Raw genomic sequence first — 12739 nt, 5'->3', positions numbered from 1 at the left:
CCGGGCAGGACCGGTCAGATACCGGCCCGGCGGAAGGCCCGCCCGTACTGCTGCGGCACCGCCACCTCGGAGCCCAGCTCACGGGCGGCGTGCAGCGGCCAGTTCGGCGTACGCAGCAGTTCGCGGCCGAGCAGGACGGCGTCGGCCTGGCCGGTGGACAGGATCGTCTCGGCCTGCCGGGGGTGGGTGATCTCGCCGACGGCCGCCACCGGCAGACCGGTCTCGGCCTTCACGCGGGCCGCGAAGGGCACCTGGTAGCCGGGGCCGAGCGGAATGCGTACGCCCGCGGCGTTCCCGCCCGTGGACACGTCGAGCAGGTCGACCCCGCGCACGAGCAGCTCCTTGGCGAAGCGGACCGTCTCGTCCGCCGTCCAGCCGCCGTCCTCCAGCCAGTCGGTGGCCGAGATGCGGAAGAACAGCGGCAGTTCCTCCGGCCAGACCTCGCGCACGGCGTCGACCGTCTCCAGCGCGAACCTGATCCGGTTCTCGAAGGCGCCGCCGTAGCCGTCGGTGCGGTGGTTGCTGTGCGGTGAGAGGAATTCGCCGATCAGATAGCCGTGCGCGCCGTGCAGTTCGAGCACCTCGAAGCCCGCCGCGAGCGCGCGCCGGGCCCCGGCCACGAACTGCCCGACGACATCCCTGATGTCCGCCTCCGACAGCTCGGTCGGCACCTTGGACTCGTCGGAGAACGCCACCGGGCTCGGCGCCACCGGCTGCCAGCCGCGCTCGTCCGCGCCCAGCGGGCCGCCACCCGCCCACGGCCGGTCCGTGGACGCCTTGCGTCCGGCGTGGCCGATCTGGATGCCGGGCACGGTGCCGTGGTCCTTGAGGAAGCGGGTGATCCGGCTGAAGGCCGCCACCTGGTGGTCGTTCCAGATCCCGAGGTCGGCGGGGCTGATCCGGCCCTCGGGGCTGACCGCGGTCGCCTCGACCAGGATCAGTCCGGCGCCGCCGACCGCCCGCGACGCGTAGTGCGCGAAGTGCCAGTCGCCGGGCGCTCCCTCGTCGGGCCCCTCGGTCGCCGCCGAGTACTGGCACATCGGCGCCATCCAGGCCCGGTTGGGAATGGTCACGGACCGCAGGGTGAAGGGCTCGAACAGCGCGCTCACGGCACTCTCCTCGTCGTCGGACTCCGTCGCGGGGCTCCACCGGTCGGGGCCTGTCGCCGCGCACTGGTGACGGCTTCTACGATAGACGCCGTAGTACGGCAGACGTCAAACTACGACGGGTATCGTAATATGACGTTCATGACACTCCCGATTCCGTCCCACGCGCCACCGCCACCGGCACCGGCACCGTCGTCGTCGGTGTCGGCTGCGGGCCCCGACGCCCCGGCCGCCGCCGGGCGCGCGCTGGAGCACCCCGGCACCGGGGAGATCCGGCTCGAAGAGGTGCTGCACGCGCTGTCCGACCCGATGCGGCTGATCGTGGTCCGCAATCTGGCCGCGGCCCACGGTGAAGTGGCCTGCTCCGACGTGCCGTTGCCGGTCAGCAAGTCCACGACCACGCACCACTTCCGGGTGCTGCGCGAGGCGGGCGTCATCAGCCAGATCTACCGCGGCACCTCCAAGATGAACGCGCTGCGCACGGACGACCTCGAAGCGCTCTTCCCCGGTCTGCTCGACCGCGTCCTCGACGCGGCGGCCCGCCAGGCGGCCCGGCTCGACGGCTGACCGTGGGGCGTCGGGCGCCCGGATCCAAGGTCTGTATCCGAGTGCCTGTATCCGAGTGCCTGTATCCGAGTCCCTGGATTCGAGTGCCCGGATTCGAGTGCCCGGATTTCGAGTGGCTGGATTCGACGCGCCTCGATCCGTCCCGTCCGTGACGGGGCGTCAGGCCGGTCCCTCGGCGGGTGGCGACGACGAGTGGCCCGCCGCCGTCAACAGCCCTTCCCAGTCGGGGATCTTGACCGTCCCCCGGTCCAGGGAACGGCCCCACTCCGCCTCCGCCGCCTCGATCGCCAGCCAGCCCGGCCAGGCGACCGGCCGTACGCCCGCGGCCCGCAGCCCGGCCAGCGGATCGGCCGACAGCTCTCGCGTCAGCAGACCCGGCGCGTCGGCGATCAGCGCCGCCGCGGTCTCCTTGGCGCACGGCCGGTTGGTGCCGATCACACCGGTCGGCCCGCGCTTGATCCAGCCCGCCACGTACTCGCCGGGGGAGGGCGTACCGTCGCGCAGCACGCGGCCCGCGTCGTTCGGCACCACCGCGCCCCGAGTGTCGAAGGGCAGGCCGGGCAGCGGCACCCCCTGGTAGCCGACCGAGCGCAGGACGAGTCCCGCGTCGATCTCCTCGCCGCCGCCTGTATCGGACACACCGCCGCGCCCGTCAGGACCCGTTCGGGTGAAACGGACCGCGCGCACCCGCCCGGCCTCGTCGGCGAGGAACGCGGTGGGGCGCAGGAAGAACCGCACATGGAGTCGGCGCGGCCGTCCCCGCGGCGGCTGCGCGGCCCACGAGCGCAGCACCTCCACATTGCGCCGGGCCGCAGTCGGCAGACCGGAGGAGTCGGCGTACGCCGGGTCGAGCGCCAACTCGTCCTCGCGCACGATCACATCGGTGTCGGCCAGCGCGCCCAGCTCACGCAGCTCCTTGGTGGTGAACTTCGCCTGCGAGGGTCCGCGCCGCCCCACCATGTGGATGTCGGTGACGCGGCTGTCGGCGAGCGCCCGCAGCGCCGCCTCCGGTACGTCGGTGCGCCGCAGTTCGTCCGCGCGCCGGGCCAGCACGCGCGCCACGTCGACCGCGACGTTCCCCACGCCGATGACCACGGCCGAGCGGGCCCGCAGCGCGAAGCCGTCCGGCGGCTCGTCGGGGTGCGCGCTGTACCAGGACACGAAGCGGGTCGCCGAGTAGCTGCCGGGCAACTCCTCGCCGGGCACGCCCAGTCTGCGGTCGGTCGCGGCGCCCACGCAGTAGACCACCGCGTGGTACAGGCCGAGCAGCCGCTCCGGCGTCAGCGGCGCGGGCCCCACGCCGACGTTGCCGAGGAAGCGGACCCGCGGATCCTCCAGCACCTTGCGCAGGCTGCCCTGGAGGGACTTGATCTTCTCGTGGTCGGGCGCGACACCGTATCTGACCAGGCCGTACGGGCACGGCAACCGGTCGAGCACGTCAACCGCGACATCCGGCACCGACTCCTGACGGGTGAGCGCGTCCGCGGTGTACACCCCGCTCGGACCCGAACCGACGACTGCGACGCGTAACACGACGGTGCTCCCTTCGGCGGGATGTCACCAGCATGCGCCCTCCGGACGCGTCGCGGCAGAGCGCCGCACCCGGCGGCCCGGTCGAGGCGCACGATTTCAGCCCACCGGTCGCCGGTCCCCGCCGTCCCCGCCGCCCCCGTCCCCGCCCGCGCCGGCCTTCGCGGGGGCCACCGCGCAGTCCTTCGGCGGCACCCCCAGCGTCCACTCCAGCCCGTACCGCTCGAAGAGTTCGGCCCGCAGCCGCGACAGCGGCATCGGAGCGCCCGGCAGCAGCAGCGCCACGGTCGCGCCCATCAGCAGCGCGCGCAGCAGCCGGTACTCCGCCTCCGGACCCTCGGGTCCCGACACGATTCCCGCGCCGTCCACCGCCTGGCTCAGCAGCGCCGCGAGCTTCTGCTGCTCCGGGCACTGGATGAAACCCTCCGCCTGGAGGATCGACGCCATGTGCGTACGCATCAAGGTGGTGTGCGTCTGCGTGAGGCCGAGGATCGCGTCGATGGCCCGCGCCATCCGTTCCTGGCCGTCCTCCGACCGCGGCTCGCGGTCCAGCGCGGCGGCCAGTTCCATGTGCATCAGCCGGTGCACGGCGGACTGCAACAGTTCGCGCTTTCCCGCGAAGTAGTACGAGACCAGGCCGCGTGCCGACCCGGCCCGCTGGGTGATGTCCGCCAGCGTGGTGGCCGCGTAGCCGCGTTCCTCCACCAGCTCCACGGTTGCCTGGAGCAACCGTTCCCGGGAACGCTGACGCATAGCTTCATTGACCGATGCGCTCCGAGGGGACATTATTTACTCCTGCGTTGACTGGCTGCGAGCCAATATACTCAGCGCAACCCGGCGGGCTTCGCCCTGTCCGGGAAACGGGGGATGGTGCCGGGCCCGGCGGCGCGGGGGATCGCCGGGACCGGCGCCGATCCCGAAAGCGCTTGTCATCGAGGCTCGTGTCCTGAAAGCGCCTGCCCCTTCAGCGGCCGGTTCATGAACGCTCGGCGCGTACGGTGCGCGGCGCCGCATCAGCCCAGTCGGTAGCCCAGTCGGTCCAGGACGCCGAGCAGCGCGTCGGGACGTGCCGTCACCGGCAGATGGTCCACCAGGAACACCGGGCAGCCCAGCGCGGCGGCGCCGCCGTCCGCCGCACGGCTGTCGCCCACCATCGCGACGTCCGCGGGCTCCAGCCCGAGCCCGTCGCAGGCGATCCGGAACAGCCGCTCGTCCGGCTTCTGGACGCCGTGCTCGAAGCTCAGCGCGAAGACGTCCACCAACTCGTCCAGCCCGTGCTCCCCGAAGACCGGCCGCAGATCCCATCCGATGTTGCTCACCACCGCCACCGGCACGCCCCGGTCCCGCAGGGCCCGCAACACGCGCTCGGTGTCGGGGTACGGATTCCACGCGGCGGGCGCCATGTGCCGGTCGTAGAGCGCGTCGTGCACATCCCAGGGGAGCGCGACGGTACGGGACAGGCCGCCGTACGCCGCCCGGTGCTCGGCCGCGCTGGTGTCGCGCCGGGCCCAGACCGCCGCCAATCGCGGCGGAATCCGCTCGGGCGGTCCGCCGCCGGGCAGCGCGCCCGCCCGCTCCAGCGTTCCGGCGTACGCGGAGACCTCGTCGTCGGTGGCCGTGACCCCCTCGGCGGTGAGCGCCGACCGCAGCCAGGACTCGGCCGCTTCGACCCGCATCAGGGTGCCGGAGAAGTCGAACATCACGCCTTTGACGGCCAGGTCCCCGCCTCTCCCGCCGCCGCTCAGGTCAGCGCGCCGAGGCCGGGGCCGAAAGCGATCAGCAGCGGGACCGCCGGGACCAGCAGCGCGAAGGCCGTCATCCGCACCCGTTGGCCGAGCGGCAGCCGGGGCGCGGGATCGAGCAGCCGGTGCACGCGGCCGGGCAGCGCGGCGAGCGGCGTGGGGCAGGGGCCGAAGACACCGCGTTCCGCGTTGAGTTCGACCAGCGCGAGGGCGGTGGTGAGGCGGCCGAAGCGGCGCGAGGCGGTGTCGTCGGCCGCCAGTTCCACCAGGTGGTGCACCTGGTCACGGAAGGCGGCGAAGACCGGCACCTGCGGGAAGCCGCCCGCGAGCGCGCCCGAGCAGTGCAGCAGCACGTCGTGCCTGGCGCGTACGTGTCCCTGCTCGTGGGCCAGCACGGCGTCCAGTTGGCGGCCCTTCAGGCGGCGCAGCGCGGCCGTGGTGATGACCAGTTGGGGCTCGGCGCCGGACAGCCACCAGGCGTCGGAGCGGGCGTCCTCCAGGACCACCAGGCGCTCGCCGGGCGTGACGGTCTCGCCGGGCAGCCGGGGCGCGCGCACGCGGAGTTCCGCGCGGCGCTGCTTGCGCCGCGACCGTGTGCCGCGCACCTCGCGGGTGAGCATCGCCGCGGTCCACACACCGCCGAGCGCGAGCAGGACGGCGATGGTCCCGGCCCAGCGGCCGTACTCGGACAGCGCGTAGGCGTCGACCACACCGCTCGGGGCGAACGCGAAGAGATTGCCGCGGACCGCGGCCCAGGCGGCCGAGGCGGAGAGCGCCATGGCCAGCACGCAGCACAGCAGTACGGCGGCGACCACACACTGCCAGACCCACAGGGCCAGCACCGGTTCGCGTTCCGGCCACTTGGCACGGGACAGCAGACGCGGCGCCATCGCCGCCGCAAGTGCGCCGAGAATCAGCAGCACGAACGGGACCGTCATGGTGATCAGCCTAGGAGGCGCGCGGTTCACGGGGGACGGACCACGACCCGATGTGACGCATGACTCACGGCAGCGAGTCGGTCACAGGGTCAGCAGCATCGCGAACATCCCCAGCGCCATCGCCACCCGGCAGGCCGCCGCGACCTCCGGCGCGTGCCGCAGCGGGACACGGTCCCGGTCGCCGCCCGCGCCTCCTTCCGCCTGGCCGGTGGATATCAGCGGGCCGCCGCCCGGCGCGCCGTGCGCCTGCGCCGGGAGCGCGACCAGGCTGGTGCCGCTGCGCAGGACGTAGCCCGCGAAGTAGAGCAGCAGCAGGCCGGTGAGCAGCGGGGTGCCCGCGCCGGTGGCCGCCATGTGCTCGGCGTGGCCGCCGTGCGCCGACGCCGCCCCGCCCATCGCCACGGCCATGTACACCATCGCGGCCGAGCACACGGAGTGGTGCAGATGGTGGCCGGGCCGCCGGACCAGCAGCAGCGCCCGTACCCCGGCCAGCGCGAAGACCACGCCGAGGACGACGGCGAACAGCGGCGTCCCCCACGGCCGCGGGTCGAGGACGGACATCGGGACGGCCATCACCGCCATGCCCGCCGCCATCACCGCCTCGTCGCGCGCTTCGCGGCGCAGCAGGCACGCGACCGCGGCGACGGTGCTGAGCGCCACGAGCAGCCAGGCCACCAGCGGTGGTCCGTGCATGCCGTCCTCCCCCTCATCCTCACGCCTCTTCGGCGCGCCCCGGTCCGTGCGGTGACCCTCGGCCGGTCCGGTCCGGTCCGGTCCGGTCCGGTCCGTTCCGGTCCGTTCAGGTCCGGTCCGTGACGACCGGCCCGGTCCAGTCCGTGACGACCGGACCGCCGGACGGTTGTTCGGCGGTCCCAGGAGAACTGCCCAGGTCCGAGGGCGCACACCCGAGCGCATCGGGGTAGTCGGGGGAGCGTGTCACCGCGGCGCGCGCCGTCGCGGATCGCCGTGTGCCACGATCTCGTGCGCGTCGCCCGACCGCAACGCCTCCGGGCCGGCGTCCGGCGCCTCGGCCCCGCGCGCCCGCGCCGCGGCCCGCGACCTGCGTACTTCCCGCGCCTGCCGGGCGCCGGAGCGCTGGGTGACGGCCACGCAGACCAGTACGGCGAGCGCCGCGGGCAGTGTGGCGCGGCCCAGGTGCTCACCGAGCAGCGCGGCGGACCACACCAACGTCAGCACGGGCTGGGCGAGTTGGAGCTGGCTGGCCCTGGTCACCCCGATCGCCGCCATGCCGCGGTACCAGACCATCAGGCCGAGGAACTGCGACACCACCGAGACCCACACCAGCCCGCCGACCGACTCGCCGGTCAGCCGTACCGGCTCCAGCGACAGCGACACGACCGCGGCGGGCAGCGTGAGCGGCAGCGTACCGACCAGCGCCCAGCCGACCACCTGCCAGCCCGGCAGCACCGACGCCAGCCGCCCGCCCTCCACGTAACCGGCGGCGCAGACCAGCAGCGAGGCGAAGAGGAAGCCGTCCCCGGCGGTCGGCGCGCCGCCGCTCTCGCCGAGCGAGAAGGCGGTGACCACCGCCGCGCCCGCGACGGCCGCGATCCAGAACGTACGGGACGGCCGCGCACCGGTGCGCACGGCCGCGAGCACCGCGGTGCACAGCGGGAGCGCGCCGACGACGACGGCGGCGTGCGAGGTGTCGGTGGTGCGCAGCGCGAGGGTGGTCAGCAGCGGGAAGCCGATGACGACACCGCAGGCGACCACGGCCAGTCCCGCCCAGTGCTCCCGGTCCGGCACCTTCGCCCGGCCCGCCGCGAGGAAGGCCCCGGCGACCGCGGTGGCCAGGACCGCCCGGACCGTCACCGCCGACCAGGCGCCGAATCCGCTCAGCGCCCAGTGGGTGGAAGGGAAGGTGAGCGAAAAGGCGGCCACACCGAGACAGGCGAGCGCGGTGCCCGCGACCGCTACTGAGGTGCGGGGAGTAGCGCTATTCTTATCCTTCATGAATGACGATAGCAGCGCCAGTGCGCTGGCAGAATCCCTCCGAGGAGAGCTGGACCGCTTCTCACCGGGAGCGAAACTGCCGTCGAGCCGGGCCCTGGTCGAGCGGTTCGGGGTCAGCCCGGTGACGGTCTCGCGGGCGCTGGCGACGCTCGCCGCGCAAGGACTGGTCGTCACCCGGCCCGGCGCGGGCACCTACCGGGCCGCCGAGGGCACGGCGACCACCACCGCCGTCGACACCTCCTGGCAGCAGGTCGCGCTCACCGCGGAGGACCCGGACGTGGCACCGCGCGTGGTCGACGCCTCCGGAGTGCTGGGCTGCCTGGTCGGCCCGCCGCAGGGCGTCATCCCCCTCAACGGCGGCTATCTGCACCCCGGCCTCCAGCCCGAGCGGGCGCTCGGCGCCGCGCTGGCCCGCGCCGCCCGCAGGCCCGGCGCCTGGGAACGGCCGCCGCTGGAAGGGCTCACCGCGCTGCGGAACTGGTTCGGCCGCGAGGCGGGAGTCCCTCCCGCCCAGGTGCTGATCACCTCCGGCGGGCAGGCCGCCCTCACCACGGCCCTGCGCGCGCTGGCCGCGCCGGGCTCCGCCGTACTCGTCGAATCACCCACCTACCCCGGCGCGCTCTCCGCCGCCCGCGCCGCGGGGCTGCGGCCGGTGCCGGTCCCGCTCGACGCGGACGGCGTCCGGCCCGATCTGCTCGCCGACGCCTTCGAGGCCAGCGGCGCGCGGGTCTTCTTCTGCCAGCCGCTCTTCCAGAATCCGACCGGCGCGGTGCTCGCCGCCGGGCGCCGCCGCCAGGTACTCGACATCGCGCGGGCGGCGGGCGCCTTCGTGGTCGAGGACGACTTCGCCCGGCGGCTCGGCCACGGCGACCCACTGCCGCCGCCCCTGGTCGCCGAGGACCCGTACGGCACCGTCGTCCACTTCGCGTCGCTCACCAAGCCGACCTCGCCCAATCTGCGCGTCGGCGCGCTGATCGCCCGCGGCCCGGTGATGGAACGGCTGCGCGCCATCCAGGTGGTCGACAGCTTCTTCGTGCCCAGGCCCCTCCAGGAGGCGACCCTGGAACTCGTCGGCGCGCCCTCCTGGCCGCGCCATCTGCGCGCCGTCACCACCGCACTGCGCGAGCGGCGCGACGCCATGCTCGCCGCGCTCCGGCACCGCCTGCCGGAACTGGTCCCCGACCCGGTGCCCACCGGCGGCTACCACCTGTGGCTGCGGCTGCCCGACGGCACCGACGAGACCGCGCTGACCGGCGCCGCGCTCCGCGCGGGCGTGGCCGTCGCCCCCGGCCGCCCCTATTTCCCCGCCGAGTCGCCCGCCCCGTACATACGGATCACCTTCGCCTACACCACGGGCGCCGTCGAGATCACCGAAGGCGTCCGGCGCTTCGAGCTGGCGCTGCGCGAGACCGCCCCCGCGCTGTGAGCACCAGCCCTGTCGCGAAGCCCTTCCGCGCGCAGCACATGTGTCCTTCCGCGCGCCGAGCACGCGCCCTTCCGCGCGCCGCACACGCGCCCTGCCCCACGTCGAACACGCGCCCCGTCGCGCGCCGACGCCGCCCGCCCGCGAAGACCTCGGCAGGACCCGTGAGCGCGGCCCGGACCTGGGGATAGCCTTGCCCGCATGGATATCGCCGCTCCCCGCTTCCGCGCCGCCACCCCCGACGACGTCCCCGTCCTGGTCGGGCTGATCGAGTCCGCCTACCGCGGCGACGCGAGCCGCGCGGGGTGGACGACGGAGGCGGACATCCTTCAGGGGCAGCGGACCGACCCCGAGGGCGTGCTGGCCGTCATCGAAGGCGCGGACAGCAGGCTGACGGTGGTGGAGTCCGGCGACGAGGTGGTGGCCTGCTGCCAGCTCGAACACCGCGGCGACCACGCGTACTTCGGGATGTTCGCCGTACGGCCCGCGCTCCAGGGCGCCGGGCTCGGCAAGGTGATCCTCGCCGAGGCCGAACGGTTCGCCCGCGAGGAGTGGGACGTCGCCGAGCTGCACATGACGGTGATCTCGGTCCGCAAGGACCTGATCGCCTGGTACGTCCGCCGCGGCTACCAGCGCACCGGGCAGACCAGCCCCTTCCCGTACGGCGAGGAGCGCTTCGGGCTGCCGACCAGGGACGACCTGGAGTTCGAGCTGCTCACGAAGAAGCTGGTCTGAGACCCGGACGCCCGCCACCCGCCCCACCCGGTACCCGGCGCCCCGAACCCGGTCGCCCGGCGCCGGCCGTCACAGCCGTCCCGCCTCCGTGATCCGGCGCAGGAAGTCCCGCGTGCGCTGCTCGGCCGGGGCGCCGAACACCTCGGCGGGAGTGCCGCGCTCCAGGATCACGCCCGCGTCCAGGAAGCAGACCTGATCGGCGACATCGCGGGCGAACGCCATCTCATGGGTGGCGATCACCATCGTCATGCCCTGCTCCTTCAGGTCGCGGACCACCGACAGCACCTCGCCGACGAGCTCCGGGTCGAGCGCCGCGGTCACCTCGTCGAGAAGCAGCAGCCGCGGCCTGGTCGCGACCGCCCGCAGGATCGCCACCCGTTGCTGCTGGCCGCCGCTGAGCCGGTCCGGATACTCCGCGGCCCGGTCGGCGAGCCCCAGCCGGGCCAGCAGCTCCCGTGCCCGCTCCTCCGCCTCGCCCCGCGGCACCCCGTGCACCCGGCGCGGCGCCAGCGTGATGTTGTCCAGCACCGTCATGTGCGGGAACAGGTTGTACGCCTGGAAGACGACGCCGATCCTGCGCCGTACCGCGTCCTGGTCGGCCCGCGGGTCGGTGATGTCCTCGCCGTCCAGGAAGATCGCGCCGTCGTCGATCTCCTCCAGCAGATTCGCGCAGCGCAGCAGCGTGGACTTCCCTGAGCCGGACGCGCCGATCAGCGCCGTGACCGTGTGCGCGGGCACGTCGAGCGCGATGTCCCGTAGAACGACGGAGGAGCCGTACGTCTTGCGGACCGACTCCAGCCGCAGCACGGGCGTGTCCCGGCTCCGGTCCGGATCGGCCAGGTCCCGCGCCTGGGGCGGTACGTCCTTGGCGAGCCGGTCCCCGCCCGTGCCGCTCATACGACGCCTCCCTGCGACTGCCGCCGGTTCATCCTGGCCGTCACCCAGTCGGTGAACCGCGTCATCGGGATGGTCAGCGCGACGAAGATCAGCCCCGCGACCACGTACGGCGTGTAGTTGAAGTCACGGCTGGCGATGATCTGCGCCGCGTAGACGGCGTCCACGGCGCCCGCGATCGACACCAGACCGGTGTCCTTCTGGAGCGACACCAGGTCGTTGAGCAGCGGCGGCACCACGCGGCGCACGGCCTGCGGCAGCACCACGTACCGCATCGTCTGCGCGCTGCTGAGGCCGAGCGAGCGGGCCGCGGCGCGCTGGCTCGGGTGGACGGTCTCGATCCCGGCCCTGAACACCTCGGCGACATAGGCGGTGTACGTCAGGCAGAGCGCCAGGCCGCCGAGGAGCACGGGGTCGTTGGTGACGCCGCTCAGCCGCAGCGCGGGCACGCCGAAGACCACCGCGAGCAGGCAGATGATCAGCGGCAGCCCGCGGAAGAAGTCCACGTACGCCGTCGCCAGGGCGCGCAGCGGGAAGAACACCGGGCCGCGCAGGGTGCGCACGACCGCCAGCAGCAGCCCCGCGACCAAGACGACGGCGCCGCACACCACCATCAGCCGCAGATTGAGCCAGAGGCCCTGGAGCACGTCCGGCAGCGCGAGCCGCGCGTAGTGCCCGTTGAGGAACGTCTCACGGGTGCGCTGCCAGCCGGGCGAACTGACGATCAGCCCGATCAGCACCCCGGCGGTCGCCAGGGTGCTGACGCTCGCCACCACCAGGGCGCGGCGGCCGCGGGCGCGTCGGTACAGCTCGCGCTCGATCCGCCGCGCGGACGGCTGGTACGTGTCGACCTGCGCGGGGTCGTCCCGCACGGTCATCCGAGCACCGGGGCGCCGACGGCGTCCGACAGCCACTGCTTCTCCAGGGCGGCCAGCGTCCCGTCGCCGTGCAGAGCGGTGACGGCCCGCGAGACGCACGCGGTCAGCTTGCTGCCCTTGTCGAGGACCAGCCCGAACTGCTCGGGCGAGGAGCCCGCCGCCGCGAACTGCCCGACCACCTTGGCGTCGGTGACCTCGGCCCCGGTGATGTAGAAGGCGGTCGGCAGGTCGACCACGATCCCGTCGACCTGGCCGTTCTTCAGCGCGGCCACGGCGAGGTCGTTGCGCTGGTAGACGGCGGGCTGTTTGGCGGGCTTCACCAGGTTGTCGATGACGTCCAGGCTGGTGGTGCCCACCTGGGCGCCGAGCTTGGCGTTCTTCAGGTCCGCGACGCTGTGCGCGTTCGCGATCTTCGAGGTCTTCAGCGCGACGACGGTCTGCCGTACGTCGTAGTAGCCGGGCGAGAAGTCGACGGCCTTCTTGCGCTCATCGTTGATCGAAACCTGGTTGATGTCGAAATCGAAGTTCTTGGCACCGGGCGCGAACGCCTTGTTGAAGGCCACGGTCTGCCAGAGGACCTGGTCCGGCGCGTAACCGAGCTGCTTGGCCACCGCGTACGCGACCGCCGACTCGTACCCCTTGCCGTTGGACGGCTTGTTGTCCGAGAACCAGGGGTCGTACGCCGGATTGTCGGTGCCGACGGTGAGCTTGCCGGGGGTACGGGTGGCGAGCGTGCCGGGCGCGCACGACGCCGTGGTGGCGGTGGTGGTGCCGGTCGCACCGGCCGACGCCGCGGAGGACGAGGGACCGGCGTCGGTCGTGTCGTCCTGGGGCGAGCAACCGGCCAGTGCGAGGGTGAGCAGGGCAGCCGCGGCGAGCGCGGCACGGCGCGGGGACAGCGAGATCGCGGGACGCATGGCGGGACCTTGGCACCGCGCGGGCGCGTCTGTCC

At 73.6% G+C, this 12739-nt stretch carries 12 protein-coding genes and 1 pseudogene; 3 read left to right on the top strand and 10 right to left on the bottom strand.

The features are described from left to right. Positions 1-14: 14 nt before the first annotated feature. On the bottom strand, positions 15-1109 hold the full coding sequence (locus tag ACIOC1_RS32150; RefSeq protein WP_401314042.1) for an NADH:flavin oxidoreductase/NADH oxidase: 1095 nt from the start codon (positions 1107-1109) through the stop codon (positions 15-17). A gap of 138 nt (positions 1110-1247) precedes the next feature. On the opposite strand from ACIOC1_RS32150, the gene ACIOC1_RS32145 reads away from it, so the two are divergent. Then, the gene (locus ACIOC1_RS32145; RefSeq protein ID WP_401857635.1) at positions 1248-1673 is read left to right on the top strand and encodes an ArsR/SmtB family transcription factor; all 426 of its coding nucleotides are present in this window, start codon (positions 1248-1250) and stop codon (positions 1671-1673) included. A 159-nt stretch (positions 1674-1832) separates the two neighbouring features. Here the strand turns inward: ACIOC1_RS32145 and ACIOC1_RS32140 are convergent, their stop codons facing one another. From ACIOC1_RS32140 to ACIOC1_RS32115, 6 genes and pseudogenes are all read right to left on the bottom strand, one after another. Next, the gene (locus tag ACIOC1_RS32140) at positions 1833-3206 is read right to left on the bottom strand and encodes an FAD-dependent oxidoreductase (protein WP_401857632.1); all 1374 of its coding nucleotides are present in this window, start codon (positions 3204-3206) and stop codon (positions 1833-1835) included. A gap of 96 nt (positions 3207-3302) precedes the next feature. Beyond that, entirely contained in the window at positions 3303-3989 is a 687-nt protein-coding gene (locus tag ACIOC1_RS32135) for a TetR/AcrR family transcriptional regulator (protein ID WP_355343768.1), read from the bottom strand. Positions 3990-4216: 227 nt separating this feature from the next. Further along, complete coding sequence (locus ACIOC1_RS32130) at positions 4217-4903, bottom strand: HAD family hydrolase (protein ID WP_401857628.1); 687 nt, start codon at positions 4901-4903, stop codon at positions 4217-4219. A 41-nt stretch (positions 4904-4944) separates the two neighbouring features. Further along, positions 4945-5883, bottom strand: coding sequence for a M56 family metallopeptidase (locus tag ACIOC1_RS32125; RefSeq protein ID WP_355343774.1), 939 nt, complete (start codon positions 5881-5883; stop codon positions 4945-4947). 81 nt (positions 5884-5964) lie between these two features. Next, positions 5965-6576 carry a DUF5134 domain-containing protein gene (locus ACIOC1_RS32120; protein WP_401857625.1) on the bottom strand — a complete coding sequence of 204 codons (612 nt, stop codon included), beginning with the start codon at positions 6574-6576 and terminating at the stop codon, positions 5965-5967. 396 nt (positions 6577-6972) lie between these two features. After that, positions 6973-7857, bottom strand: a pseudogene (locus tag ACIOC1_RS32115) (DMT family transporter); the annotation flags it as partial. Here ACIOC1_RS32115 and ACIOC1_RS32110 point away from each other — a divergent pair. Both ACIOC1_RS32110 and ACIOC1_RS32105 read left to right on the top strand, forming a co-directional pair. Beyond that, positions 7856-9283: a PLP-dependent aminotransferase family protein gene (locus ACIOC1_RS32110; protein WP_401857622.1), complete on the top strand. Its 1428-nt coding sequence runs from the start codon at positions 7856-7858 to the stop codon at positions 9281-9283. The pseudogene ACIOC1_RS32115 and the gene ACIOC1_RS32110 overlap by 2 nt on opposite strands. 198 nt (positions 9284-9481) lie before the next feature. After that, positions 9482-10015: a GNAT family N-acetyltransferase gene (locus tag ACIOC1_RS32105; RefSeq protein ID WP_401857619.1), complete on the top strand. Its 534-nt coding sequence runs from the start codon at positions 9482-9484 to the stop codon at positions 10013-10015. 69 nt (positions 10016-10084) lie between these two features. On the opposite strand, the gene ACIOC1_RS32100 is transcribed toward ACIOC1_RS32105, so the two are convergent. Genes ACIOC1_RS32100 through ACIOC1_RS32090 form a run of 3 tightly spaced genes read right to left on the bottom strand, consistent with a single transcriptional unit; the run spans position 10085 to position 12704 of the window. Continuing rightward, a complete protein-coding gene (locus tag ACIOC1_RS32100; RefSeq protein ID WP_391164113.1) occupies positions 10085-10912 on the bottom strand; it encodes an ATP-binding cassette domain-containing protein in 828 nt (275 codons plus the stop codon). After that, positions 10909-11787 carry an amino acid ABC transporter permease gene (locus tag ACIOC1_RS32095; RefSeq protein ID WP_355343789.1) on the bottom strand — a complete coding sequence of 293 codons (879 nt, stop codon included), beginning with the start codon at positions 11785-11787 and terminating at the stop codon, positions 10909-10911. Before ACIOC1_RS32095 ends, ACIOC1_RS32100 begins: the two co-directional genes overlap by 4 nt. Next, entirely contained in the window at positions 11784-12704 is a 921-nt protein-coding gene (locus ACIOC1_RS32090; RefSeq protein ID WP_401857615.1) for an ABC transporter substrate-binding protein, read from the bottom strand. Before ACIOC1_RS32090 ends, ACIOC1_RS32095 begins: the two co-directional genes overlap by 4 nt. Positions 12705-12739 lie beyond the last annotated feature (35 nt).

This window comes from Streptomyces sp. NPDC088197, assembly GCF_044741185.1.
Lineage (GTDB): Bacteria > Actinomycetota > Actinomycetes > Streptomycetales > Streptomycetaceae > Actinacidiphila.
Note: the sequence above shows the minus strand (reverse complement) of the source record. Positions and strands in the feature narration are given on the sequence as shown.

Excerpts from the sequence above, each read along its gene's own strand:
- ACIOC1_RS32145 (WP_401857635.1), top strand. The coding sequence starts at position 1,248 with ATGACACTCCCGATTCCGTCCCACGCGCCACCGCCACCGGCACCGGCA.
- ACIOC1_RS32135 (WP_355343768.1), bottom strand. The coding sequence starts at position 3,989 with ATGTCCCCTCGGAGCGCATCGGTCAATGAAGCTATGCGTCAGCGTTCC.
- ACIOC1_RS32130 (WP_401857628.1), bottom strand. The coding sequence starts at position 4,903 with ATGTTCGACTTCTCCGGCACCCTGATGCGGGTCGAAGCGGCCGAGTCC.
- ACIOC1_RS32125 (WP_355343774.1), bottom strand. The coding sequence starts at position 5,883 with ATGACGGTCCCGTTCGTGCTGCTGATTCTCGGCGCACTTGCGGCGGCG.
- ACIOC1_RS32120 (WP_401857625.1), bottom strand. The coding sequence starts at position 6,576 with ATGCACGGACCACCGCTGGTGGCCTGGCTGCTCGTGGCGCTCAGCACC.
- ACIOC1_RS32110 (WP_401857622.1), top strand. The coding sequence starts at position 7,856 with ATGAATGACGATAGCAGCGCCAGTGCGCTGGCAGAATCCCTCCGAGGA.
- ACIOC1_RS32105 (WP_401857619.1), top strand. The coding sequence starts at position 9,482 with ATGGATATCGCCGCTCCCCGCTTCCGCGCCGCCACCCCCGACGACGTC.
- ACIOC1_RS32100 (WP_391164113.1), bottom strand. The coding sequence starts at position 10,912 with ATGAGCGGCACGGGCGGGGACCGGCTCGCCAAGGACGTACCGCCCCAG.
- ACIOC1_RS32095 (WP_355343789.1), bottom strand. The coding sequence starts at position 11,787 with ATGACCGTGCGGGACGACCCCGCGCAGGTCGACACGTACCAGCCGTCC.
- ACIOC1_RS32090 (WP_401857615.1), bottom strand. The coding sequence starts at position 12,704 with ATGCGTCCCGCGATCTCGCTGTCCCCGCGCCGTGCCGCGCTCGCCGCG.